At 66.9% G+C, this 23,394-nt stretch carries 22 protein-coding genes; 10 read left to right on the top strand and 12 right to left on the bottom strand.

Translation table 11 applies throughout. The features are described from left to right. Nucleotides 1-54: 54 nt before the first annotated feature. A complete protein-coding gene (rfbA, locus tag BLR03_RS03115) occupies nt 55-924 on the bottom strand; it encodes a glucose-1-phosphate thymidylyltransferase RfbA (protein WP_091249254.1) in 870 nt (289 codons plus the stop codon). A 163-nt stretch (nt 925-1,087) separates the two neighbouring features. Here rfbA and BLR03_RS03120 point away from each other — a divergent pair, with 163 nt between their 5' ends. After that, nucleotides 1,088-2,170, top strand: a complete 1,083-nt coding sequence (locus tag BLR03_RS03120) for an acyltransferase family protein (RefSeq protein WP_175460388.1) — start codon at nt 1,088-1,090, stop codon at nt 2,168-2,170. Between the two features lie 48 nt (nt 2,171-2,218). On the opposite strand, the gene BLR03_RS03125 is transcribed toward BLR03_RS03120, so the two are convergent. The 7 genes from BLR03_RS03125 to BLR03_RS03155 form a co-directional block, all read right to left on the bottom strand. After that, entirely contained in the window at nt 2,219-3,112 is an 894-nt protein-coding gene (locus BLR03_RS03125) for a glycosyltransferase (protein ID WP_091249260.1), read from the bottom strand. Nucleotides 3,113-3,129: 17 nt separating this feature from the next. Further along, nucleotides 3,130-4,224 (bottom strand): NAD-dependent epimerase/dehydratase family protein, encoded by a 1,095-nt coding sequence (locus tag BLR03_RS03130; RefSeq protein ID WP_091249263.1) that lies wholly within the window; start codon nt 4,222-4,224, stop codon nt 3,130-3,132. A 24-nt stretch (nt 4,225-4,248) separates the two neighbouring features. After that, complete coding sequence (locus BLR03_RS03135; protein ID WP_091249265.1) at nt 4,249-5,136, bottom strand: glycosyltransferase family 2 protein; 888 nt, start codon at nt 5,134-5,136, stop codon at nt 4,249-4,251. A gap of 1 nt (nt 5,137) precedes the next feature. Beyond that, complete coding sequence (locus tag BLR03_RS24840) at nt 5,138-5,641, bottom strand: DUF2304 domain-containing protein (RefSeq protein WP_254788126.1); 504 nt, start codon at nt 5,639-5,641, stop codon at nt 5,138-5,140. 3 nt (nt 5,642-5,644) lie between these two features. Then, the gene (locus BLR03_RS03145; RefSeq protein ID WP_091249267.1) at nt 5,645-6,394 is read right to left on the bottom strand and encodes a glycosyltransferase family 2 protein; all 750 of its coding nucleotides are present in this window, start codon (nt 6,392-6,394) and stop codon (nt 5,645-5,647) included. Between the two features lie 77 nt (nt 6,395-6,471). Next, entirely contained in the window at nt 6,472-7,395 is a 924-nt protein-coding gene (locus BLR03_RS03150; protein WP_175460389.1) for a glycosyltransferase, read from the bottom strand. Nucleotides 7,396-7,399: 4 nt separating this feature from the next. Then, entirely contained in the window at nt 7,400-8,635 is a 1,236-nt protein-coding gene (locus BLR03_RS03155) for a polysaccharide biosynthesis protein (RefSeq protein ID WP_091249271.1), read from the bottom strand. Nucleotides 8,636-8,722: 87 nt separating this feature from the next. Here BLR03_RS03155 and BLR03_RS03160 point away from each other — a divergent pair, with 87 nt between their 5' ends. Further along, a complete protein-coding gene (locus tag BLR03_RS03160) occupies nt 8,723-9,487 on the top strand; it encodes a glycosyltransferase (protein ID WP_091249273.1) in 765 nt (254 codons plus the stop codon). A gap of 74 nt (nt 9,488-9,561) precedes the next feature. Here BLR03_RS03160 and BLR03_RS03165 read toward each other — a convergent pair whose 3' ends face one another. Continuing rightward, on the bottom strand, nt 9,562-11,331 hold the full coding sequence (locus BLR03_RS03165; protein WP_175460390.1) for a GH25 family lysozyme: 1,770 nt from the start codon (nt 11,329-11,331) through the stop codon (nt 9,562-9,564). 151 nt (nt 11,332-11,482) lie between these two features. Here BLR03_RS03165 and rfbB point away from each other — a divergent pair, with 151 nt between their 5' ends. Both rfbB and BLR03_RS03180 read left to right on the top strand, forming a co-directional pair. Then, entirely contained in the window at nt 11,483-12,481 is a 999-nt protein-coding gene (gene rfbB, locus BLR03_RS03175) for a dTDP-glucose 4,6-dehydratase (protein ID WP_091249279.1), read from the top strand. Between the two features lie 3 nt (nt 12,482-12,484). Further along, nucleotides 12,485-13,909 carry a sugar nucleotide-binding protein gene (locus BLR03_RS03180; RefSeq protein WP_091249282.1) on the top strand — a complete coding sequence of 475 codons (1,425 nt, stop codon included), beginning with the start codon at nt 12,485-12,487 and terminating at the stop codon, nt 13,907-13,909. A 105-nt stretch (nt 13,910-14,014) separates the two neighbouring features. Here the strand turns inward: BLR03_RS03180 and BLR03_RS03185 are convergent, their stop codons facing one another. Both BLR03_RS03185 and BLR03_RS03190 read right to left on the bottom strand, forming a co-directional pair. Then, on the bottom strand, nt 14,015-15,685 hold the full coding sequence (locus BLR03_RS03185) for a DUF2142 domain-containing protein (RefSeq protein ID WP_139184460.1): 1,671 nt from the start codon (nt 15,683-15,685) through the stop codon (nt 14,015-14,017). After that, on the bottom strand, nt 15,682-16,686 hold the full coding sequence (locus tag BLR03_RS03190) for a substrate-binding domain-containing protein (RefSeq protein ID WP_175460391.1): 1,005 nt from the start codon (nt 16,684-16,686) through the stop codon (nt 15,682-15,684). Before BLR03_RS03190 ends, BLR03_RS03185 begins: the two co-directional genes overlap by 4 nt. Nucleotides 16,687-16,969: 283 nt before the next feature. Between BLR03_RS03190 and BLR03_RS03195 the strand changes: the two genes are divergently transcribed. Then, a complete protein-coding gene (locus BLR03_RS03195; RefSeq protein WP_091249288.1) occupies nt 16,970-17,428 on the top strand; it encodes a GtrA family protein in 459 nt (152 codons plus the stop codon). Here the strand turns inward: BLR03_RS03195 and BLR03_RS03200 are convergent. Continuing rightward, nucleotides 17,425-18,999, bottom strand: a complete 1,575-nt coding sequence (locus BLR03_RS03200) for a DUF2142 domain-containing protein (RefSeq protein WP_091249291.1) — start codon at nt 18,997-18,999, stop codon at nt 17,425-17,427. The two genes, BLR03_RS03195 and BLR03_RS03200, sit on opposite strands and share 4 nt — an antisense overlap. A 366-nt stretch (nt 19,000-19,365) precedes the next feature. Between BLR03_RS03200 and BLR03_RS03205 the strand changes: the two genes are divergently transcribed. The 5 genes from BLR03_RS03205 (at nt 19,366) to BLR03_RS03225 (ending at nt 23,336) form a co-directional block, all read left to right on the top strand. Beyond that, on the top strand, nt 19,366-20,589 hold the full coding sequence (locus BLR03_RS03205; protein WP_091249293.1) for a TadA family conjugal transfer-associated ATPase: 1,224 nt from the start codon (nt 19,366-19,368) through the stop codon (nt 20,587-20,589). After that, the gene (locus BLR03_RS03210; protein ID WP_091249296.1) at nt 20,589-21,443 is read left to right on the top strand and encodes a type II secretion system F family protein; all 855 of its coding nucleotides are present in this window, start codon (nt 20,589-20,591) and stop codon (nt 21,441-21,443) included. Before BLR03_RS03205 ends, BLR03_RS03210 begins: the two co-directional genes overlap by 1 nt. Next, nucleotides 21,440-22,381, top strand: a complete 942-nt coding sequence (locus BLR03_RS03215; RefSeq protein WP_091249299.1) for a type II secretion system F family protein — start codon at nt 21,440-21,442, stop codon at nt 22,379-22,381. The genes BLR03_RS03210 and BLR03_RS03215 overlap by 4 nt, the downstream gene beginning before the upstream one ends. Nucleotides 22,382-22,718: 337 nt before the next feature. Then, a complete protein-coding gene (locus BLR03_RS03220; RefSeq protein WP_254788137.1) occupies nt 22,719-22,916 on the top strand; it encodes a hypothetical protein in 198 nt (65 codons plus the stop codon). Between the two features lie 3 nt (nt 22,917-22,919). After that, nucleotides 22,920-23,336, top strand: coding sequence for a TadE family protein (locus BLR03_RS03225; protein WP_091249304.1), 417 nt, complete (start codon nt 22,920-22,922; stop codon nt 23,334-23,336). Nucleotides 23,337-23,394 lie beyond the last annotated feature (58 nt).

The raw sequence follows: 23,394 nt of genomic DNA on the forward strand, positions 1-23,394 counted from the left end.
GCACCGGCAGGTACCGGCCCGCCGCAGGCGGGCGCGTCAGGACAGCCGGGCACGTCAGATGGTCTGGTCCAGCAGTCCCAGCAGATAGGCTCCGTAGCCGCTCTTGACCAGGGGCTCCGCGCGCTGGCGAAGTTCGTCGTCGTTCAGGAAGCCCAGCCGCCAGGCGATCTCTTCCGGGGCGCCGATCTTCAGTCCCTGGCGGTTTTCCACCGTGCGGATGAAGTTGGAGGCGTCGCTGAGGTCATCGAAGGTTCCGGTGTCCAGCCAGGCCGTGCCGCGCGGGAGGATCTCCACGTGCAGCTTGCCGCGCTCGAGGTAGGTCCGGTTGACGTCGGTGATCTCGAGTTCACCGCGGGCCGAGGGCTTGAGGTTCTTGGCGATGTCGATGACGTCGTTGTCGTAGAAGTACAGGCCCGGCACGGCGTAGTGGCTGCGCGGCTTTTCGGGCTTTTCTTCCAGCGAGAGGGCCTTGCCGTCGTCGTCGAATTCCACAACGCCGTAGGCCTTGGGATCGCGGACCCAGTAGCCGAACACGGCGCCACCGTCGATGTCGGCGTGCCGGCGCAGCTGCGTGCCCATGCCCTGGCCGTAGAAGATGTTGTCACCGAGGACCAGCGCCACGGTCTCGTTGCCGATGTGCTCGGCACCCAGCACGAACGCCTGGGCCAGGCCGTCCGGCGAAGGCTGCTGGATGTACGTGAGGTTGACGCCGAACTGGGAACCGTCGCCCAGAAGCCGCTGGAACTGCTCTGCGTCATGGGGCGTGGTGATAATGAGGATGTCCCGGATGCCCGCAAGGATCAGCGTGGACAAGGGGTAGTAGATCATCGGCTTGTCGTAGACGGGGACGAGCTGCTTGCTGATGCCCAGGGTGATGGGGTGAAGCCGGGAGCCGGTACCGCCGGCCAGGATTATTCCACGCATGGACCCAATCCTTCCGTACCATGGCCTGTGACAGCAAACCAGGCGCCGGTTCCGGCGCGCGCAAGGCGTGCTCAAGAGCGTGCCCAGGGCAACCGGCGCCCGGGGGGCGGGGCCCTGCAAGGTAGAATTGTGGGTCTGGACTACGTGATGAAGGATGCCGGAATTGAGCGCAGCTGTACTGACACCCAAGGCAAAGCCGGCCCCGGCAGTGGGGAGCCGGCTGGACCCGCGGAAGAACAGCTTGAACCTCATCAGGCTGGTTCTCGCCTTCATGGTCCTGCTTGCCCATAGCTGGCACATCGTCGGGGCCGGCAACGGCTGGGGGTTCCGCGGCGAAAACCTTGGCGGCTGGGCCGTGGCCGGGTTCTTCGGCATCAGCGGTTACCTGATTACGGCCAGCCGCTTTGGCAGTGGGATCGGCCGGTACCTGGTGCACCGTGTCGCCCGGATCTTCCCGGCGTTCATCGTCTGCCTGATCGTCATGGCCTTCGGGTTCGCCCCGATCGCCTACGTGATCCAGCACGGCTCTCTGCACGGCTTCATGCAGACGCCCACTACGCCTTTGAATTCCATCTTCGCTAACCTGTCCCTGCGGATTGTCAGCTACGACATTGCCGGCACCCCGGCGGGCGTGCCTTATCCGGGGGCATGGAACGGCTCGCTCTGGACGCTGTACTTCGAGTTCATGTGCTACCTGTTGGTCGCCGTGATGGCGTTCATCCCCCTGGTCCGCAAGTCCCCGTGGCCGGTGGTGGCCGCGTTCATTGCCAGCGTGGCGCTGTGGGCCAATGTCGGCGTCCTCAAGCCCTACCTGCAGTCGAACCTGGACTTTGAACTCGCGGCACGCCTGATCCCGTACTTCCTCGGCGGCGCCGTGGTGCAGGTGCTCAGCAACAAGATCGGCATCCACAAGGTGGCCGGCCCGGTCTCGATCGTGCTGGCTGCCCTGTCGATCTTCTTCGTCGACGGTTTCGGCGGGCAGCTCGCCGCGCCCTTCATTGCTTACGGGCTTCTCTGGATTTCCACGTGGCTGCCGCAGCCCGCCATTGTGGGCCGTCACGACATCTCTTACGGCGCCTACATCTACGCGTTTCCCGTCCAGCAGCTGCTGGCGGTGTTCGGCGCGTACCACTGGGGCGTCGCGTGGTTCACCGTGGCGGCCACGCTGTGCACGATCCCGTTCGCCGCGGCCAGCTGGTTCTTCGTTGAGCGCCCGGTGATGCGGCGGGCCAAAAACGCCGGCTGACCGGAAGCAACCTCCCGGGCCCACATCCCCTGAGCGGACCCCTGGCCCTTAGTGCCGGACGCGCCGTCCGGAGACTCCGCGCACGCCGTCCGCCATGCCACGGAAGGCGTTGGCCAGACGGATCCCGCGGCCGGGGGCCAGCAGCGTCACGATCGCCAGGTGGCGGTAGTCGGCCAGCAGGCCCTTGAGCGTCCACAGCGGAAAGCGCCGGCCGTACTGGCGCGCGAGCAGGATCCGGTTCCGGAAGAGGTAGTAGTAGCGCCAGTCGGCCGCCGTCCTGATCTTCACTGCCCGGCCCGCGACGGACACGTCGCGGCCAAAGACGTTGGCCGTGGCCGGGCTGCCCAGGGCATGGTTGAGCGCGGCGTTGGGGGCCAGCACGGTGCGGAGACCCGCGGCCTCGCACCGGAGATGGAACTCGCTGTCCACGCCGTCGATGAACAGCGGGCCCTGGAAGAGGCCCACCTGTTCGAGGACCGGCACCGGCACTAGCAGTCCAGACTGGATGGGTTCCCCGCCGAGCTGGATGCCGTTCAGGATCGGGCCCCGGCGCACCGGCAGGCCACGGACCGACGCCGGGGCAACCATGCCGACCGGGACGCCGGCCGCGGCGGCGGCCGCGGCGGCGGTGAGAAGCGCGTCGATGTAGCCGGGGTCCAGCAGCGAGTCCTGGTCCATGGTCAGGATGTACTCGGGCTTCGGGGCGGCCGCGAGGGCCGCGGTGATTCCCGCGTTGAGCGCAGCGGCGATGCCGGAGTTCTCGGCGAGCCGCACCACACCGCAGCCCAGGCCTTCCAGCGCGGCCAGGATCCGGGCGGGGTCCCGGGGGCTGCCGTCGTCGACGACCACCACCGAGTCAGCCTGGGCGAGCAGCGCGGCGGCGTTCGCCAGCACGCCGTCGTCGGGGTTGAACAGGGAAACGACGGCGGTAGTCCGAGGCACGGGAGCGTCCGTTCGGGTCAGGCGGGCTGGACGTCGGGCTGGGCGTCGATCCAGGTGGCGAGCCGGTCGATGCCCTGGGCGAGGTTGTACTGCGGGGTCCACCCGAGCACGTCCTTCGCCGCCGTGATGTCCGCCCACGCGTGCCGGACGTCGCCCTGCCGGTACTGGCCGGTGACGTGCGGCGCAGGCGCGTTGTAGTGCTGTGCGATGAGCTTCGCGGCGGTGCCGATGGTCTGGAACTCGCCGGATCCGATGTCCATGGGCTCGCCCTGGACCGTGGGGGAGACGGCGCCGGCGACAATCGCCGAGGCAACGTCGTCGATCAGGATGAAGTCGCGGCGCACTTCGCCGTCCTCGTACAGCGGAATGGACTTCCCGCCCATCGCCATGCGGCAGAACAGGCTCATGATGCCGGTGTACGGGTTGATCAGGGACTGGCCGGGACCGTACACGTTCTGCAGTCGCAGGATGACGGTTTCAACACCATAGGACTTGGCCCAGGCCTGCAGGACATGTTCCTGGGCCAGTTTCGTGGCGCCGTAGACGCTCACGGGAGCCGGGAACGTCACGGAGGCCTTCATCGGCAGCGGGGTGGCGCCGGGGAAGTCCCACTGGGCCTGGTCCAGGGTGGCGCTGGTGCGCTGTCCCGGGTAGAAGGCCTTGCCGTCGGCGTCGCTCCAGGCACCCTCGCCGTACACGGCGCGGCTGGAGGACAGCACGATCCTGCGCGGAAGCTTGCCGTGGCGGTTGAGCCCGTCCAGCAGCTGCGACGTGCCCACCACGTTGACGTGCGTGTGCCGGGTGGACTCTTCGAGCGACTGGCCCGTGCCGGTCTCAGCAGCGAGGTGGATCACGACGTCGGGGGAGTGCTGAGCCAGGACCGTGTCCCACGTCTGGGCCTCGGCGACGTCGGCAACGATCAGTTCCGCCCGCGCGTCAAGCTCCGCCGGACGCTCGCCCGTGGCATGGATCTGCGGGTGGAGGCTGTCCACCACGACTACCCGGTCGAAAGCGTCGGCGAGGGATGCGGAAATGGCGCAGCCAATGAAACCGGCGCCGCCGGTGACAAGGACGGTTCCGCCGGGGCGTGCGGAGGTTTCGGAAGAAGTCACAGCGGACCTTTCGTTGCGGGGCGTTTACTTGCCGAAGGAGTGGCGCACGAGGGCGCTGACGGCAGTGGAGTTGCGGTCCAGGACGGCCTGGGGAAGCAGGGAGAGGGCATGCGCCCGGGACGTGAGCCTGAGCTTGGCGGCGCGCTTGGCCCGGCGCCAGCCGAGAGCGTCGGCCTGCTCCGCGGACAGGGCGAAGTATTCGCGTTCGCCGGCGAATCGTGAACCGTCAACGAGCTTGGTCGAGGAGGCGCTGTTGGAATGCCGGCGGTACTGGAAGCACACCGTGGGTTCGATCAGCAGCTGATCGCCCTTGTAGATCATGTCCATGATGAGGGCGAGGTCCTGGATGATCGGGAACCCGTCCCGGAAGTCCACTTCGCGTATCTTGTCGGTCCGGAACGCGAGGGAGGGCCAGTACAGCCAGTCCCCGTGCATGAGGTTGCTGGCAATGGCCTCGCCGGCGATGAGCTGCTTGCCTTGTCCCCGGGGACGGACGATCTTCTGCTTCACGGAGTCCGCCAGCGTGGCCACCACCTGGCTTTGTTCATCGATGACCTGGACCCCCGGCTGGATGATCGCCGCGTCGGGGAAGCGCCGGTGGGCGGCCAGGATCACGTCAACGTAGTTCGGCAGCAGGACGTCGTCGCAGCCCAGGATGACCATGACCTCCTGGGTGGCCATCCCGACGCACGTGCGGTAGTTCTCGGTGATGCCGGCATTGACGTCTTTGCGGATGTAGCGGACTCGCTCATCCCGGATCCCGGCCATGTACTCGGCAATGTCCGTCCCGGGGTAGGCATCGTCCACGACGGTCAGGAGCCAGTCGCCGTTGTCCTGGGCCAGGACGCTGCGGACGGTTTCCTTCATGTAGCCGGGGTCGCCCCAGTAAGGAATGAAAATATCGAGGGGCATCTTAGGATTCCGTGCTTTCGGCGGGACGGTCGGTGGCGTGCGCGCGGGCCTGGGCCGCCGGCGCGGCCTCACCCGCGAGCGGATTTGCGAGGGGATTCTTGCGGGAATCCGGGAGGGGATTCGGGACCGGATCCGGGCGGCCGACATCCGGCGCGGACAGGTGGCGGTGCTGCTCCAGGGACTCGAGCTGGGTGCGCAGGATGCCCACTTCCTCCGCCAGGGTCCGGGTTTCGTCCTCCACGACAGAGATCTCCCAAGACAAGTGCAGGCAGACGCCCAACAACATGAGGATGCTCATGGCGAACAGCAGGTTGGAGGGAATCTGGACGCCGACGAATTCGGCAACGATGTTCAACAGCCGGGGGAAGGCGGCCAGGACCAGAGTGGCGACGCCGACCACCAGCCAGAGGACGGCGTACTTCTCCCGGAGTTTTTTGCGCCGAAGCATCTCGATGACCAGGGCCACGATGGCAAGCGCCAGCAGGAAGGCTGCAATGTTTCCCATGTCCTAGGCTCCTGCGGGTTCAGCGGCCCGGGTGGCCAGTCGTGTGGGTTTCCGGGTAAGGGCGAAGAGCAGGGCGAACACGGACCTTCCGAGGTAAATGGCTGCCTTGACGGGGTTGTGGCTTGGCTTGCCGCCCTGGCGTGCCCGCATCTCCACGGGCACCTGCGTGACCGTGCAGCCTGAGCGGATGGCCACGACGAGCGAGTCGATCGTGTCGCCCAGGTATTCGGCGGGATAGTGGTCGAGGTATTGGGCGACGGCGCGCTCGTTGGCGGCCCGGAAGCCGCTGGTGACGTCCGTCAGGCGGGTCTTGGCGAGGCCGGAAATGACCTTGGCCAGCAGCTGCATGGCCCACTTCCGGGGGCCGGTGACCTTGTATTCGCCGCGGTCGGCGAAGCGGGCGCCGATGGAGATGTCCGCGTGCTGGAGGCCGGCGAGGACTTCGTCAATGTTCCGGGGGTCGTGTTGGCCGTCCGAGTCGACCTGGATGACCTGGACGTAGCCGAGGCGCTGGGCGTACTTGAAGCCGGCCCGCATGGCACCCCCGACGCCGAGGTTGAACGGCAGGTTCAGGACGGTTGCACCGGCCGCTGCCGCCTCTTGCGCCGTCGAGTCCGTGGAGCCGTCGTTGACGACGAGCACGTCGTAGCGGGCATTCGTGCGGAGGACTTCCCGCACGGTGCTGCCAACCACGGCGCCTTCATTCCAGGCAGGCATGATCACCAAGACGCGCGGGGAGGGTAGGGCTTTCATATCGTCCAAACTATATCAATTGCGTGCAGGGTCCTCGCTGGCGGCGGCCGCCCGGGCGGCGTCGGGCGCCGCTCGCTTCAGCGCAGGCGCCGTTCCAACTCCGCCGGGATCCGCCCCGTCGAGCCCCGGACCGCGTCCGTGAACCCTGCGACGGCGGCGCGCAAGAGCTTGGTGCGGCCCGGGCTGAAGGTAAAGCGCAGGATATGCGCCTTCAGCTCCTCCACGAGGCGCCGCAGCACCCAGCCCGGATACTTGCGCACGTACCGCAGGGTCAACAGCGTCCCGTTCCGGCAGATGTAGTAGACCCGGCTGGGCGAGTGGTAGTTATACGAAATTTCCCGGCCCAGGACCCGCACCGGCCGGCCGAAGAGCCGGCCGGGCTCGCGCTGTCCGAGGTCGTGGGCGATGTCACAGCCCTCACCCACCAGGACGCCGAGCCCTGCGGCACGGGTGCGCATAGTGAATTCGGAGTCGACGCCGTCGATGAACAGGGCCTCTTCGAAGGGGCCAAGCCGGTCCACGGTGGAGCGCGGGATGAGGAAACCGGACTGCATCGGATCGAAGGCGTGCACGAACCGGCCGTCGGTGTGGAGTACGGGGATGGGGTGGCCGCTGTAGGAGGCAGCCGTCACGAATCCGACGCCCATCCCGGCGGCGGTGGCGCGGGCGTAGGTTGCCAAGCCCCGCCGGACGTACTCGCCGACGGGGCGGGAGTCCTGGTCCAGCGTGAGGAAGAAGTCCGGGTTCCAGCGTGTGCGCGCCGCCGCGATGCCGGCGTTCAGGGCTGCCGCGATCCCGGAGTTTTGCGGTTGCCGGACCACCAAGGCGCCGGCGTCCGCGAGGCCGGCCAGCACGGCTTCGGAGCCGTCAGGCGATCCGTCGTCCACGACGACGACGTGCGCCACCTGCTGCTGCAGGGCCTGCACGGCATCGGTCAGGGACGGATCGGGGCGGTAGGCGGCGACGACGGCGACGACGCTGGGGGACGGATCATTCGGCAACGGACTATTCGGCGACAACGGACTCCATGCTTTCTTTGGCGAGCAGTCGTGACCCCGGGATCAGCAGGGTCACGAACAGGATAGCTTCGCTCAGGGCCATGCCCAGCGCGATGCCGGGGGCGTTCCCGATGGCCCCGGCGTAGATCATGGCCGCGACCCCGAACACGGCGGAGATCAGCGTCCAGCGCAGCACGAGGCTCTGCTGGCCGGCCGGAATGAGCAGGTTCCGTATGAACGGGGTGCTGGCGCTGAGGAAGAGGAAGGCGAGCCCGTAGTAGAAGCACAATTCGGTGGTTGCCTGGGCCTGTCCGGCGAAAAGGAGGCCGCTGACAAACGGTCCGGCGACGGTCAGGACCGCCGCGCCGATCACGCCGAGTCCGATGTGGGACCAGATGGCTGCCAGGTGGCGCCGCTTGCGGCCGGACGCCCCGCGTTCCAGGGTCCAACCCTGGAAGGCATTGCCCAGGGCCACCACGGTGAACAGGCCGAAGCGGTAGAGCGTGTCGGCCGTGGCCAGGCTGCCGGACGCCGCCGGGGCGGTCGTGGCGGTGGCAATCGGGGTGGGCGTGGAGGCGTAGGCGTTGCCGGCGAGGCTGATGCCCGCCGTCCGGCCCTGGGCCCCGAGTTCGCGGAGGGCGGCGCGGAGATCGCGGGGCCACCAGTTCCCTCCGGGGGAGTAGGTCCGGTGAAACACGATGAGGGAGGCCAGGCTCATGGCGGCGACCAGGGCCGTGTAGTACCAGAGCTGGTGGCTGATCAGCAGCACGGGGACGGCCAGGGCGGTGGCGATGAAGCGCGGAACGGTGTCGTAGACGGCCAGCAGCCGCGGCTGGCCCAGCCCGATGCAGAACCACGACGGCGACATCCCCGCGAATGTGACCGCCCACGCCATGGCCACGGCTTCCCAGCGGAATGCGGGAACGGCCACGAGCGCGGCGACGGCGGCGGCGGCGGGCAAGGTGAGGACGAGCAGCAGCAGCCGGGTCCGGATGCTGCGCAGGTAGACCCGGGCCCGGTCGGCGCTGCTGGCCGCCCGGGCGACGGCGACGGGCCCGTCCACGTTCCAGCCCCACATCAGGATGGTGGCGGCGAATGTGCCGATTGCCTGCCCCGAGATGACGCTGGAGATTCCTTCGCCGCCCACGAAGCCGGAGATGACCGGGAGCAGCAGGAGCGGGGTGATCAAGGACAGCAGGGGCAGAATGGTGAACCCTGAAAGTCGTAGCAGTACGGTTCTCATTCGAGCCGGAATCCTTGTTTCTTAGACATCGTCCCTCGATCCTACGGGATGCCCGGCCGCTGCCCGCGGTCCCCTAGGATGGTGCAGATGAACGATCAGAACCGGTTGCCCGACGTTCCGCTCCGGGCCAGCATCTGCATGGCAACGTACAACGGCGCGGAGTTCGTCGAGGAGCAGCTCGCCTCGATCCTGGCCGAACTGGGCCCCGACGACGAGATCGTGATCGTGGACGACGCGTCCACGGATGACACCGTGGCGCGGATCCGGCAGCTCGCTGATCCCAGGATCCGTCTGATCGAGGCTGCCGCCAACCAGGGGTACGTCCGATCCTTCGAGCAGGCCGTGCGGGCCAGCCGCGGCGAAGCGATCTTCCTGGCCGACCAGGATGACGTCTGGATCGAGGGCCGGCTCGACGCCATGCTGGAAGCCCTGGCCACGCACGCCGTCGTGGCCAGTAACTTCGATGTGCTCGGCGGCGGGGACCGGCCCCCGATACCCCGGCTCCGCGCGGCCGACAGCGGCCGCCACCGGGCCAACCTCTGGGGCATCATGGTCGGCTACCGTGCCTACTACGGCTGCGGGATGGCCTTCCGCCGCGAAGTCCTGCCCAGCTTCGTCCCGGTGCCCGCGTACCTGCACGAGTCCCACGACCTCTGGCTCGCAATCCTCGGCAACACCGCAGGCTCCATCCGCCACCTGGACGCCTCGACCCTGCTGCGGAGGCTGCACGAGAGCAATGCCACCCCGCGCGGCTGGCGTTCGCTGAGCGTCATCCTGGCCGCACGGGTGGTCCTCCTGCGCCTCATGATCGAGGCCCGCCGGAGGCTCCGCGCCGCGTCGGCGCGGACATAGCTCCAAGGAGCCCAGCCGTGGACCACGAAGGCCCGGGACCTATGCGGTCCCGGGCCCTCGTGCGTCAGGCGTCCCTAGAAGTAGGAGACATCCACCGTCCGCGTGGCGAGGCTGTTGGTCAGCTGCCAGCTGTTGCCGCGCACGATGCCCACGGTGGTCAGTTTGTCACCGTTCCAGTCACCCGTGATGGGACGGTCGGTGCTGACTCCGAAGGCGATGAAGTTGGAGACCACGGGGGACTTGATCCGGTTGCTGAGCCACCATTCGCCGTTGCGCCACACCCCGATGCTGGTCTTTCCATCGCCGTCCCAGTCCCCGACGATTGGCGTATCGGAGGGAATCCCGAATCCGGTGTACTCATTGACCACGGGATTGTCGACGTTATAGCTGACCTGGAAGCTGGAGTTGCGCCAGATGCCGATTCCGTCGCGGCCGGCGCCGCTCCAGTCGCCAACGATCGGGGTGTCGGATCCGACGCCAAAGCCGACCACCTTCGTAATGGCCATGGTGTTGAGGTCATCGACGAGCCACCACATGCCGTTCCGGAAGATACCGATCCCGGCCCGGCCGTCACCGTTCCAGTCGCCGACCACGGGCTTGTCGCCCGGCATGCCGTAGTTGAAGCATTGCCGCGGGGCGGAGGGCATCTGCAGACACCAGAACCCGTCCTTGAACCAGCCGGTGTAGGACTTGCCATCGCCGGCCCACTTGCCGCTGAGCAGGGTGGCGCCGGGTATGAGGCCGATCGGGTAGGTGTCAGGGGTGGAGGCGAGTTTGCGCAGCTGGTCCATCGAGCCGTTGAAGACGTTCTGGTCGCCGGGGAACGTGGCCTTGACGGTCTGGGAAGCGTCGGCGTAGGCGTTGGCATACTGCCAGACGGTATAAGTGGGCCATCCGCCGGGGACAGCCGGCGCATTGGTGTAGTAGGAGGCCAGCCACAGCGGGTTGGTCTGGCTGAATTCGCTGGTGTTGCCCAGGCAGTCGCGCCAGAAGTAATAGCTCGTGTAGATCATGGCCTGTTTATTGGTCATGCGGTACACGGTCTGGGTGAAGTCCCGGACCCAGGTGGCCAGCTGCCCCGGCGTGGCACCGTAGCAGCGGTTGAGGCCGGCGTAGGGGTTGTCCTCGATGTCCAGGACCGGGGGCATCGTGATGCCGTCGGCTGACCAGCCGCCGCCGTTGTTGACGAAGAACTGGGCCTGGGCGGCGCCGCCGGAGACATCCGGCCGGCCGAAGTGATAAGCCCCGCGGAGCAGGCCGACGGAACTCGCGCCAGTGTACTGGGCCCCGAATTGGCTGTTCACGTAGCTGGTGCCCTCCGTGGCCTTGACGTAGGCGAAGCGGGCGCCGTTGGCCTGGACGGAGGACCAGTTGACGCTGCCCTGCCACGAACTCACATCCAGTCCCAGGGGCTGCCCGCGGGTGTCCAGAGGCTGCTCCGCCACCCACGGTTCGGTCGCCTGGGTCACGGCGACCTGCTGCGTCTTGGCCATCGCCGCCGAGGCCGACGCCGGATTCAGGCCGGCGCGCCCCATTGTCGCCTGCCCCTGTTGCGGGGCGGCCGCGGCTTCCGCCGTGGCCGGAGCGGACGACGGCGGCGCCGCTGCCGTCGCGGCCTGCGCGGTGGCCGGTGCAGTCGCCTTCGCGGAGGCAGCCGCGCTGGCTGTCGCCGTCGCTGTCGGTTGGGGGGTCGCGGTGGCCGCGGGCGCAGCGGCGGTGGCGGTCGGGGAGGGGCTGGGAGCGGGTGCCGCAGATGCGGGGTTAGCCCAGGTCAGCGCCAGCGCGAAGGGAAGGCAGAGTGCCGCCGCGGTCCGTAGTTTGTGGATTTTGATTGTCGTCACCATTACTCCGGAGGATCTGGACAGAGGCCAAGATCACCCCCGTATGTGGGTAAAGAGTAACCAATTGCCCTCAGTGTTACCACTGTGGCCAATGTTGCTTTTGGTGTGTTCCGTGTCGGGACGGGAGAAATTCGTCAGCCGGTAAGCTGGCCTAATGCAGAAACTCCTCGTCACCGGCGGTGCCGGTTTCATCGGTTCTAATTTTGTCCACTACGTACTGGAGAACACCGACCACCACGTCACGGTCCTCGACAAGCTCACCTACGCGGGCAATGTGGAGTCGCTGGCGGGCCTTCCGGCAGACCGCTTCACGCTGGTGCAGGGGGACATCTGCGACGCCGCAGTGGTTGACGGCCTGGTTGCCGGGACGGATGTCGTGGTTCACTACGCGGCGGAATCCCACAACGACAACTCGCTGCACGATCCCCGCCCGTTCCTGGACACGAACATCATCGGGACGTACACCCTGATCGAGGCGGCACGGAAGTACAACAAGCGCTTCCACCACATCTCCACGGACGAGGTGTACGGCGACCTCGAGCTCGACGATCCGGAGCGGTTCACCGAGAACACGCCGTACAACCCCTCGAGCCCGTATTCCTCCACCAAGGCGGGCTCGGATCTGCTGGTCCGGGCCTGGGTGCGGTCCTTCGGCCTGCAGGCGACCATCAGCAACTGCTCGAACAACTACGGCCCGTACCAGCACGTGGAGAAGTTCATTCCGCGCCAGATCACCAACGTGATCGACGGCATCCGCCCCAAGCTGTACGGCAAGGGCGAGAACGTCCGCGACTGGATCCACGCCAATGACCACTCGTCCGCTGTCCTGGCGATCATCGCCAAGGGCCGGATCGGCGAGACCTACCTGATCGGCGCTGACGGCGAGAAGAACAACAAGGACGTCGTCGAGCTGATCCTCAAGCACATGGGCCAGGCGCCGGATGCCTACGACCACGTCGTGGACCGGCCCGGCCACGACATGCGCTACGCGATCGACTCCTCCAAGCTGCGCGACGAACTGGGCTGGGAGCCGAAGTTCTCCAACTTCGACGCCGGCATCGAAGACACCATCGCCTGGTACCGGAACAACGAGGACTGGTGGCGTCCGCAGAAGGCCGCGACCGAAGCCAAGTACAAGGAACAGGGCCAGTAAATCATGTCGATCGAGTTCTCGAAGAAGCTCACAGCACACGAAACCCCGATTCCCGGCGTCGTCCTGTACGACCTTCCGGTCCACGGCGACAACCGGGGCTGGTTCAAGGAGAACTGGCAGCGGGAAAAGATGGTGGCGCTCGGCCTGCCGGACTTCCGCCCGGTGCAGAACAACATCTCCTTCAACGAGTCGGCGGGCACCACCCGCGGCATCCACGCCGAGCCGTGGGACAAGTTCATTTCCGTGGCCACCGGCCGGATTTTCGGCGCCTGGGTGGACCTGCGCGAAGGCCCGACGTTCGGCGCCGTGTTCACTGCCGAAATGGATCCCAGCCAGGCCATCTTCATCCCCCGCGGGGTGGGGAACGCCTTTCAGACGCTGGAGGACAACACCGCCTACACCTACCTCGTCAACGATCACTGGTCCGCCGACGCCCAGGGCCAGTACACCTTCCTGAACCTTGCCGACGAGACCGCGGCCATCGGCTGGCCCGTGCCGCTGGAGCAGGCCGAGCTCTCGGACAAGGACAAGGCGCACCCGCGCCTGGCGGACGTGACCCCGATGCCGCCTAAGAAGGTCCTCGTGGTCGGCGCCGACGGCCAGCTCGGCAAGGCCCTGCGCCAACAGTACGACGGCGACGCGTCCGTTGAGTTCGCCGGCCGCGGTGAGTTCGACCTCGGCAGCGAGGACGCCTTCACGGGGCGCAATTGGAAGAACTATTCCGCGATCATCAACGCCGCGGCCTACACGGCGGTGGATGCCGCCGAGTCGGCCGAAGGCCGTGCGGCGGCCTGGGCGGTCAATGTCACGGCCGTGGCGCGGCTGGCCCGCACCGCCGTCGAACACGACCTCACACTGGTCCACGTGTCCTCGGACTATGTCTTCGACGGCACGCGCGCCACACACGACGAGTCGGAGCCTCTGGCCCCGCTGGGCGTCTACGGCCAGACCAAAGCCGCGGGCGACGCCGTCGTCAGCGTAGTGCCCCGGCACTACATCGTGCGCACGAGCTGGGTGATCGGCGAAGGCAACAACTTCGTCCGCACGATGGCCTCGCTGGCGGAACGAGGCATTGAGCCGTCGGTGGTGGACGACCAGATCGGGCGGCTGAGCTTCACGGAGGACATCGCCGCCGGCATCCGGCACCTGCTGGAGTCGGGCGCCGCGTACGGCGTCTACAACCTCAGCAACGACGGCGAGCCGCAGTCCTGGGCGGACATCGCCGCGGACGTCTACGAACTCGCCGGCAAGCCGCGGGAGGCCGTGACGGGTGTCAGCACGGAGGAGTACTTCAAGGGCAAGGCCGTCTCGCCGCGCCCGTTGAACAGTGCCCTCGAGCTGGACAAGATCAAGGCCGCCGGGTTCGTTCCGCCGCGGTCCTCGGACCGGCTCAGGGCGTACATGGGGGCAACAGTTCCCCAGCACTGAGGCTTGGCCGTGCGGTTCAGCTAGGAATCGGCACGCGAAAAGACCCGTTCACGCGCATGGCGTGGACGGGTCTTTTCGGTGCGGGCGCCGCGGGAGCGGGCGGGCTCAGCCGGCCGCGGCCTCGGCAGCCGGACGCTTGCGGGCGCGCCTGGTCCTGGACGGCCACGGCCGCTTCGGGAGCAGAGTATGGCCCGGGAAAAGGTAGCTGAACAGCTTGGAGGCGCAGAGCAGGACTGCCGCGGTGAAGGCCAGGGTGAGGACCTCCCAGGTTAGCGGCGGCTGCCAGCCCGGCACGGTGAACATAGTCTGCCAGTTGGCCGTTTCCTGGATGCCCACAACATAGCGCCGGAGCACGTTCACAAAGGCATAGGCGTGCGCGACGCAGCCGGCCACCAGCAAGATCCGGGCGATGGTCATGCTCTGCGGCCGCTGTCCGAACGGCCGGAACCGCATGGCGAGCCCGGCCGAGATGACCGCGATCGTGAACAGCGGCAGGCTGTACCGGCCCTGCCAGATGAAGCCGGTGGTGTTAATGAGGGCCGCCTGCACCACGGCGGGGACGACCGCCAGCAACGCGACCGCCACCCAGAAGGCAGCCTGCAGCCGGTAAGGCCGGACCAGCATGACCGTGAGCATGAGCCCGATGAGCAACATGCTCCAGAACATCTGGACGGCCTGCGGAACCGGTGCGTCCAGCCACCCCGCAACGCCGATGTACTGGCCGACAAAGTCGAAGGACTTGTCCATCATCGTCAGGAACGCGTTGTACGGCCGCACCTCGCCGGCGACGTTGGAGATCCCGGCCGGGGCTTCGCCGGCCGAAGCCGGCGCCCGGAGCATCAGGAAATTCCACGCCACGCCCAGGACGATGCCCACCGTGGCCAGTGCGGTTACTACCAGCACCACCCGGTTCCTGAAGATGGCGACGATGTCAGCGCGCCGGAAGAAGAGGCAGGCAACGATCGCGCCGCACAGCAGCCACAACAGGGATATGTTGCGGGTGTTCGCGAGAGTCGCGGCCGCGATGCCGACCGTCAGGATGCCCGGGCGGGCGCGCTCCAGGTGCCGCGAGTTCTCCAGCACGGACACAAGCCCGCAGAAAGCCGCCATGGAGGCCGCGATTTCCAGCGAATTCGGATTGATGCCGCTGCCCAGGAACAGGACCATCGGCGTCGTCGAAATGGCGGCCGCGACGAGCGGCCACTTGGGGTGGCGCAGGCGGGACAGGGCCGTGAAGCCGGCGGCGTAGAAGGCTGCGGACAGCAGGCCGCTGACGATGCGCATGGCGTAGATCGCCGGAGCACCGGACATGACGAGGCTGGGTAGCCCGACAAGCCAGTAGTAGAAGGGGTTGTACAGTCCGGCCGACGTGACACCGATGGTCAGGTCGTTGTCATCGAGCGGGATCGCCGGGGCGCAGCCTGCCGGCTTTGTCACCTGGAAGGGGAAGCACATCTGCGCCTGTACGTTGGCGATGTAGGACGGAACCTGCACATGGACGCCGTGGCCGTACGATTCGCCGGGGCCCGGGAAGAACTGGCCCCGGGATACTGCGGCCGCCTTGATGGTGTGCGAGGGTTCGTCCGGATAGGCCATGAGGGGGGTGGCCAGGATCCACAGAGTGATGAGCAGGGACAGGAGTCCGAAGACGGGAAGGAAGAAGCCCATGCCGCCGCGGGTGGTCGCCGTTAGCGCGAACCGCCGAGCCTTCCCGGGCCGGGCGCCGGGCACGGAGCCTGCTGGTGACGTGCGGGCCGCCTCGGTTGCGTGAATCACTGTGCGTCCCCGATCGTGTCAATCAGCTTTTTGGATTCCCGAATGGCCTCTTCGCTCGGGGAGGCGACACTGGCGAAGTATGTTGAGGAAACTTGGCCGTCAGAACTGAGGACAAAGTTGCCCCAGGACTTTACGAGCGTGCTCAGCTGGTGGTTGGAATACTGACCGCAAAAGGCCTGGTAGCCGACGACGCCGAGGGCGTAGCCCTGGTTGCTTGTCTCGGGCAGGGTGAATTCCACCCCGGTGGACAGCGTCCGGGTGGTGCCTTCCTGGGCGGCCACCGCGGCGGAGTCCTTGGACATGCGGACGTACCCTCCGCCGAAGGAGAGCAAGGCGGTTTCGAAGCGGCTGCCGATCGATCCGAGGTCCATGAACGCGATGCCGCCGGGGGTCTTGTCCACCTTGTCGGCAAGGTCCGAGTGCTTCTTGACGGTGACAGCGTTGCCGGTCTTCGGCCAGGTGGCGGATACGCCCGAGGTCCACGCGGGGACGGCGCTGAGGTACTTTGTGGCCGCCTCCGTTTCCACGCTGGGCTCAGTGGCCACGATGGGGGCGATGTCGTCCGCGGGGAGGGTGATGTCGGGGTTGATGTCCGCGATCTCACGCGCGTCCCAGCGGGTGATGGAGCCGGAGAAGATCCCGGCCAGGACTTCGCGGGTCAGCTTGACGTTCCGAAGGCTCGGATTGTTGAGCGCGACGCCGATGGAGGTCACGGAAACAGGAACGGAGAAAGCCCCCGCCGGCCCGCACACGTCTTTCGTGCGGTTCTGCTGCTCCGGTGTCAGCGGACCGTCCAGCGCGGCGAAGTAGGCCTGGCGCGTGGCCAGTGCCGTCAGCCCGACGTCGGATCCGTCCGGGGAATAGTTGAGCGACGTGGCGGTGAGGTCCTTGCTCCAGGCGTTGCTCCAGGCCTCGATGGGCCCCTTCTGTACGGGCGTTCCGATGGCGGTGAGTGAACCCCGGACGTCACTGACGGGGGCTCCTCCGGAGCAACCGGTCACTCCGATTCCCAACAGCAGAAGGCAGGCGAGAACTCCACCCGTGGACCGATTGCGCAAAGAAATTCCCTTCCTGTTCCGGAATGCCTCCGAAACCGTTCCTTATTACCCTAGCCGGTCCCGCGGTGTCGAGGGGTTGCCGGATCACGTCGCCACAGTCTGCAGCGCACGCGGTGCTGGTTTAGACTTGCCGGATGTCCCCGCGGATGAAAGCGCCCGGACACATCAACGATTACAGGCGGTAGCTTCGAACAATGGGGATTGAATTGTGAGCCTTGCTCACCGAATGAAGACCATTGTGCGCGACGGCTTCCTGGTCAAGTTCCTCGTGGTGGGAGGGCTTTCCTTCGCCATCGACCTCGGACTTCTGGCCCTCCTCCATGAGGTGGGCAACGTCGATCTGTGGATTGCCACCCCGATCGCCTTCCTCACCAGCCTGGTCTTCAACTTCTTTGTCCAAAAGAACTTCACCTTCCAGTCCGGCGCCCGGGCCCATGTCAGCTTCATCAAGTACGGGGTACTTGTGGCCTTCAATGTCGTGGCAACGGACGTGCTCGTCAATCTCGCCGCAGGGGGCGGCCAGTCCTACGCGCTCGGCAAGGTCATCGCGACCATCGCCACGACCGCCTGGAACTTCCTGCTCTACAAGCACTGGATCTTCAAGCCCGCACCGGAACATGACGGCGACATCGTCGACCTCGACGCCTCCGCGACCCCTGCCAGCGGCCCCCACCATCGGGACTAGCTGAGGCTGCCTCCGTCGTTGATGGGCTCCCCGGCCGGTGGCTGGCCGGGCGACAATTGGCGGTACAGCAGGACTCCCGCCACGGCTGTCACGGCCAGATAGGCAAGAGCCAGGGGAAGCCAGCCCAGCGGCGGCTCCCACTTGGTTGCCCCGAACATGTCCGCCCAGTTGGCTTCGGTGGATATTCCGATTCCGTACCTGCGCAGGGCGTTGGCGAACACCGCGGTGTGCGCGGCCGCGGTCAGCCCGATCGCCCACATCGCAATTCTCTGCGCGAAGAGCGAGTCAGGAATCGGGTGGTTGCGGATGGCCAGTCCCGCGGCCAGCAACATCGGGACAATCACGGGCAGAAGGTAGCGGCCTTGCCAGATGTAGCCCAGCTCCGTGACCACCTGGGCCTGAAGGATTGGCGGGATGGCGACAGCTGCGGCGAACAGCACAATGAATCCGAGCCGAGGGCGCCAGGGCCTGACCGACACCGCGGCGACCATGAGTGCCCCGGTGAGGCAGGACCACCAGAAATAGACGCCGGTGGGACCGTTGGTGTCCAGCCAGCCGAGCTGGGCCACATAGGAGGCCGCGATGTCGAATGTCCGCTCAACCATGGTGCCGAAGGCTTGCTCCGGGGTGACGGTACCGGGAGTGCCCAGCAGGCTGGAGAGGGTGTTGGCCGTCTTGAGCCACAGGAGGCCGAGGGCCGCCGCGACGGCAATCAGGGCCGTCATGGCCAGGACGAGCTTGTTCTTCACCAACAGAAGCAGATCCCGCGGCGGGAACATGAGCAGGGCGCCAAGGACCGCCAGGGCAAGCCACAGCAGTGACAACGCCCGGGTGTTGGCCAACACGGCGGCCGCGACCCCCACGACAACGATGTTGAACCGGAACCGGGACAGCTCCCGCACATTCTCCAGGACCAGGCACAAGTTCACGAACACGGCGGACGTGGTGACGATCTCCAAGGCATTCGGGTTGATGGACCCGCAGAGGTAGAGAACCATGGGCGTGACGGCGATCCCCGCGGCCGCGACGGGCCAGCGCCGGTTGGCGAACTGGGTGGTGGCGAAGAGCGTGGCAGCGAGGAACAAAGAGCACAGGAGCCCGCTGAGGATCCGCATGGCGTAGATGGCCGGCTCGCCGCTCAGGATCGTGGAGGGCAGGCCCACCACCAGGTAGTACAGGGGGTTGTAGTTGCCGGCGGACGTGCCGGCCGTCGTCGGCTGCCGGTCCGCGGGATTCAGTCCGGGGGAGCAGTCCGCGGTGACGACCACTTTGAAGGCGAAACAGGTTAGGGACTGGGTGTCGGCGATGTACTTGGGCACCACCACCCGAAGCTGTTCGCCCTGGGTCTGGCCCGACGTGCCGAGGAACTGCCCCCGGGCTACGGCGGCGGCCTTGATCGTGTGGGCCGGTTCGTCGGGGACCGACATGAGGGGAGACGCGAGGCTCCACAACGTGCTGAACATCGACAGGATCAGGAAGATCATGCCGAAGCGCAGGACCCGTGCGGGGGGCTTGGACTGGGCCGGATTCGCCTGGTGGGGCCGCTGCGCTTTGCGCAAGGGAAGACTCATGGATTCAGTGCACCGTTTCACAGTGATGAGACGCGTCCAGCGCTCTTGAAGCGCCCCGCCGGAATGCTGCTCATGAAGATTCGCGCAGAACACCGCGTCGGGACGCTGGGGCCCGTCTGTCCCCCGTCGATCGTAGGGCTACCAGGCACCCGGTACAAAAGCGCTGTCCGCCCCACCGGCCGCTCCGGCTCGGTCCAGACGTGAGGCCAATGAGCCTGCTGTGACCGATGAGAAAGGTGTTATTCCGCCAAGGCGACGGTTATCCACATAGGGCCGCCGCACCCCTTGTCCGGCCGGGCAGTGCCGCCTAGGTTTAAGCCACTTTCATCGCCTCGGCAGTGGGGCGTCAGTCATATTGGGGGCCGTATGGAGGCTGTGCACATTGTCGAGGACGAGGTCCGCGAGCTGATCCGCCGGCGCGGTCTGGACCCCTTGCGGCAGTCCGGGGAGGTCCGGCGCCTGGTCGAAGCGGCGGTCAGCGACTACGACGAGCGGGCCTTGCTGGCGCCGCTGCCGCCGCTGGGTCCGTTGGAGTCGGCGCGGAGATTCGTTTACGACGCCGTCGCCGGCTTCGGCGCGCTGCAGCCCCTCCTGGACGATCCGGGCATCGAGGAAATTTGGCTCAATGCGCCCAGTGAAATCTATGTGGCGCGCAACGGCGAATCGGAGCTGACTTCTGTGTCGTTGACGGACCAGCAGGTCCGGGACCTCGTGGAACGGATGCTGAAGAGCTCCGGCCGTCGGCTGGACATGTCCTCCCCGTTCGTGGATGCGGCGCTCCCTGACGGTTCACGTCTGCACGTGGTCATCCCGGACGTCACCCGGCGGCACTGGGCCATCAACATCCGCAAGTTCGTGGTCAAGGCCAGCCGGCTGGAGCACCTGGTGGAGCTGGGAACGCTGACCCCGCAGGCGGCCAGGTTCCTCGGTGCGGCCGTCGCCAGCGGCCTCAACATCCTGGTCTCGGGCGCCACCCAGGCCGGCAAGACCACCATGCTGAACTGCCTCGCGGCGAGCATCGGCACCCGTGAGCGGGTCATCACGGTGGAGGAGATCTTCGAACTGCAGTTTCCGCTCCGCGACGTCGTGGGGCTGCAGTGCCGGCAGCCGAACCTGGAGGGGCAGGGGGAAATTCCGCTGCGGCGGCTCGTCAAGGAGGCCTTGCGCATGCGGCCCGACCGGCTCGTGGTGGGGGAGGTCAGGGAGGCTGAGAGCCTTGACATGCTCATAGCCTTGAATTCGGGTCTGCCAGGGATGTGCACCGTCCATGCAAACTCCGCGCATGACGCGGTGACGAAGATCTGCACGCTGCCGTTGCTCGCCGGCGACAACATTTCCAGTGCCTTCGTGGTTCCGACGGTGGCGTCCTGCATCGACCTGGTGGTCCACTGCAGTCGGCACGCCAACGGGCGCCGACAGGTCACTGAGATCCTGTCGCTGGGCCGCCGGGTGGAAAACGGAATCATCGAATCCTCCATGGTGTTCACGATGTCGGACGGGCAGCTTCTGCCGAAGGCCAACTCCATGCCCGCCGCGGAAAAGTTCGCCCGCTCCGGCTACGACGTCGCGGCCCTGCTGGAGCCGCGCTAATGGCGCCGCTCCTGGGGATGCTGGGCGGGGCCGGATTTCTGTTGATCTGGTGGTCCGCGTGGGAGCAGCCTGGTATCTCCCGGCGCAAGTCCCGGACCAGCCGGGTTGAGGATCTGCTGCGGACGGCGGGCATCGAAAAGGTCAGCGCGGCGGGCCTGCTCGCCTCGTGCGTCGGGGTCGGCGTATTTACAACCCTGGCCTTCTTCGCAGTGACAGCGTCGTGGCCGATCTCGGGATGCTTTGGCCTGTTTGGCGCCTGGCTGCCGATGGCGATCGTCCGGTGGCGTGCCCGGAAGCGAACGGCCGTCCTCCGCCAGCTCTGGCCCGACGTCGTGGACCACCTCCGGTCAGCCATCAGGGCCGGCCTGTCACTGCCCGAGGCCCTGATCCAGCTTGGCGAGAAAGGCCCCGTGGAGCTTCGCCACGTGTTCGTGGACTTCGGCTCCGACTACCGTTCCGGAGGCCAGTTCGATCCCTCGCTCACCCGGCTCAAAGAACGCCTGGCCGATCCCGTGGCGGACCGGATTGTCGAGGCGCTCCGGCTCACCCGGGAGGTGGGCGGCTCTGATCTCGGGCGACTCCTCGGCACGCTCGCCGAGTTCTTGCGGGAGAGCGCCCGGACCCGGAGTGAGTTGGAGGCCAGACAGTCCTGGACCGTCAACGCCGCCCGGTTGGCCGTCGCGGCGCCCTGGATCGTGCTGGTGTTGCTGGCCAGCCGGCCCGAGGCCGTGATGGCCTACAACACCGCGGCCGGGGCGGCGGTCCTTCTGGGCGGCCTGGCCGTCTCTTTGATTTCCTACGCCATCATGCTGCGGATCGGCGCGCTGCCGGACGAGCAGCGGGTGCTCCGATGACCGGGCTGATGGCGGGTGCCACGGTATGCGGCGCAGTCCTCGGGGCCGGACTCTGGCTGTTCCTCGTGCGGCTTCCCTTCATGCGTCCGACGACGTTCGTCGAACGTATCGGTCCGCAATTGAGAACCCACAACCTGGAATCCCGGCTCCTGCGGACCGCCCCGCGCAATGTCACGCCGTTCGGGCCGCTGGAAAGGATTCTCCGCCCGGCGATCCGCGACGGCGTCAGATCACTAGGCCGAATCAACCTTGGTGCGACGGCCTTGAACCGCAGGCTTGCCCGCGCCGGGAGCGCCAAGACGGCGGTGGACTTCCGGGCCGAACAGCTCGTGTGGGCGGCTGGCGGCTTTGTCCTCGCCGTCGGCGTCGTGGCGCTCGCCGGCAGTCTCGGCCGCTTCAGCCCGTTCGTCGCGGTGGTAGCCGTCGTGGGGAGCGCCGTGGGCGGGTTCCTGCTCCGGGACTACCTGCTGGGAGCGCATATCAAGAAACGGGAGGCGCTGATGATGGCGGAGTTCCCCAGCATCGCCGAACTCATGGCCCTCGCTGTCAGTGCCGGGGAAAGTGCCACCGGTGCGCTGGACAGGGTCTGCCGGAGCGCCCGGGGCGAGCTCTCGCACGAATTCAGCCGCGTCCTCTCCGAGACCCGGGCCGGGAAGCCGCTCGTGGAGGCCCTGCGGGAGTTCTCGGCCAGGACGGGTCAGGGACCCCTGCTCCGTTTCGTCGACGGAATGATCGTGGCCGTGGAGCGCGGAACACCCCTGGCCGACGTCCTACGCGCGCAGGCACAGGATGTCCGGGACACAGCCAAAAGGGAGCTCATGGAGTCCGCCGGCAAGAAGGAGATCGGGATGATGGTGCCGCTCGTCTTCGGTGTGCTTCCGCTAACAGTCATCTTCGCCGTGTTCCCCGGCCTGGCCGCCATCAGTCTCGGACTCTAGGAGCCGCCAGCCCAGCCCACCCTGGACGCGGCGCAGACGGCGAGGCTTTGCAAGCCGCAAGGACGGAATTCAAGAAAAGGCATACGACGACGGAAGGAGGATAGGAAGAACGTCCCGCAGTCCGGGACTTGCCGGCCCGGATGCGACGCCAGGATCTGCACCGAGGCATCACCAGGATTCGGGTACGAAGGGCAGGAAACCAGACGCACCAGATCGACAACAGCACCGGAGAGACAGAAGCACGAAACAAGAGAGATCAGGCACGAGAAGAACCAGGAAAGAGGACACCGTGAAGAACTTCGGAACCCGGATGGCATTGATGGCGCTGAGCATGGTGATGTGGCGGCCTGTCGAGTCGCGGCTGCGGCCGGGGGACCACCGTGCCGGGGGAGCAGACCACCCGGAGCGGGGGGATGTGCCCGGCTGGGTGATGATCACCCTTATGTCCGCAGTCCTCGTGGCTGCCCTTCTGGCCCTCGCCGGTCCGGCGCTGGAGGGGCTCTTCAACCAGGCCATGGATAAGGTCGGACAGTAGCAGGTGGCGGCACAGGGCGCGGGGCACGGCACCGGGCTCCGGCGCATCACAGACCGTGAGCGTGGGGCCGCCGTGGTGGACTTCGTGCTGATCGGCGCGCTACTCACGTTGTTCTTCCTCGCGATAGTCCAGCTCACCTTGGTCCTCCATGTCCGGAACACGCTGATAGACGCCGCCGCGTCGGGGGCCAGATACGGCACGCTGGCGGGCCGCAACTCCGGGGATGCCCGGGACCGGACGGTCCAGCTGATTACGGCGGCGCTGAACCCCGATTTCGCCCGGGACGTGGCCAGCAGCGAGTCCACGTACCAGGGCATCCGCACGCTGGAAGTCACTGTCCGTGCGCCGTTGCCGGTCCTCGGCTTTATCGGTCCACGGGCGCTCTTGGAGGTGAAGGGCCATGCGGCCATCCAGCCGTAACCGTGCAGCGCCCCGTCCAGTCCGGGGCGTACCTGTTTCCGGGGGCGACGGCGCCTCC

Origin of the sequence: Arthrobacter sp. ok909 (assembly GCF_900104405.1) — a bacterium.
GTDB lineage: Bacteria > Actinomycetota > Actinomycetes > Actinomycetales > Micrococcaceae > Arthrobacter > Arthrobacter humicola.

What these genes read in the sequence shown, in the direction of transcription:
- BLR03_RS03200 (WP_091249291.1), bottom strand. Translation starts at nt 18,999, where the DNA reads ATGAGTCTTCCCTTGCGCAAAGCGCAGCGGCCCCACCAGGCGAATCCG.
- BLR03_RS03195 (WP_091249288.1), top strand. Translation starts at nt 16,970, where the DNA reads ATGAAGACCATTGTGCGCGACGGCTTCCTGGTCAAGTTCCTCGTGGTG.
- rfbB (WP_091249279.1), top strand. Translation starts at nt 11,483, where the DNA reads ATGCAGAAACTCCTCGTCACCGGCGGTGCCGGTTTCATCGGTTCTAAT.
- BLR03_RS03180 (WP_091249282.1), top strand. Translation starts at nt 12,485, where the DNA reads ATGTCGATCGAGTTCTCGAAGAAGCTCACAGCACACGAAACCCCGATT.
- BLR03_RS03210 (WP_091249296.1), top strand. Translation starts at nt 20,589, where the DNA reads ATGGCGCCGCTCCTGGGGATGCTGGGCGGGGCCGGATTTCTGTTGATC.
- BLR03_RS03205 (WP_091249293.1), top strand. Translation starts at nt 19,366, where the DNA reads ATGGAGGCTGTGCACATTGTCGAGGACGAGGTCCGCGAGCTGATCCGC.
- BLR03_RS03135 (WP_091249265.1), bottom strand. Translation starts at nt 5,136, where the DNA reads ATGCCCCTCGATATTTTCATTCCTTACTGGGGCGACCCCGGCTACATG.
- BLR03_RS03215 (WP_091249299.1), top strand. Translation starts at nt 21,440, where the DNA reads ATGACCGGGCTGATGGCGGGTGCCACGGTATGCGGCGCAGTCCTCGGG.
- BLR03_RS03145 (WP_091249267.1), bottom strand. Translation starts at nt 6,394, where the DNA reads ATGAAAGCCCTACCCTCCCCGCGCGTCTTGGTGATCATGCCTGCCTGG.
- BLR03_RS03155 (WP_091249271.1), bottom strand. Translation starts at nt 8,635, where the DNA reads ATGAGAACCGTACTGCTACGACTTTCAGGGTTCACCATTCTGCCCCTG.
- BLR03_RS03160 (WP_091249273.1), top strand. Translation starts at nt 8,723, where the DNA reads ATGAACGATCAGAACCGGTTGCCCGACGTTCCGCTCCGGGCCAGCATC.
- rfbA (WP_091249254.1), bottom strand. Translation starts at nt 924, where the DNA reads ATGCGTGGAATAATCCTGGCCGGCGGTACCGGCTCCCGGCTTCACCCC.
- BLR03_RS03220 (WP_254788137.1), top strand. Translation starts at nt 22,719, where the DNA reads ATGTGGCGGCCTGTCGAGTCGCGGCTGCGGCCGGGGGACCACCGTGCC.
- BLR03_RS24840 (WP_254788126.1), bottom strand. Translation starts at nt 5,641, where the DNA reads ATGGGAAACATTGCAGCCTTCCTGCTGGCGCTTGCCATCGTGGCCCTG.
- BLR03_RS03165 (WP_175460390.1), bottom strand. Translation starts at nt 11,331, where the DNA reads ATGGTGACGACAATCAAAATCCACAAACTACGGACCGCGGCGGCACTC.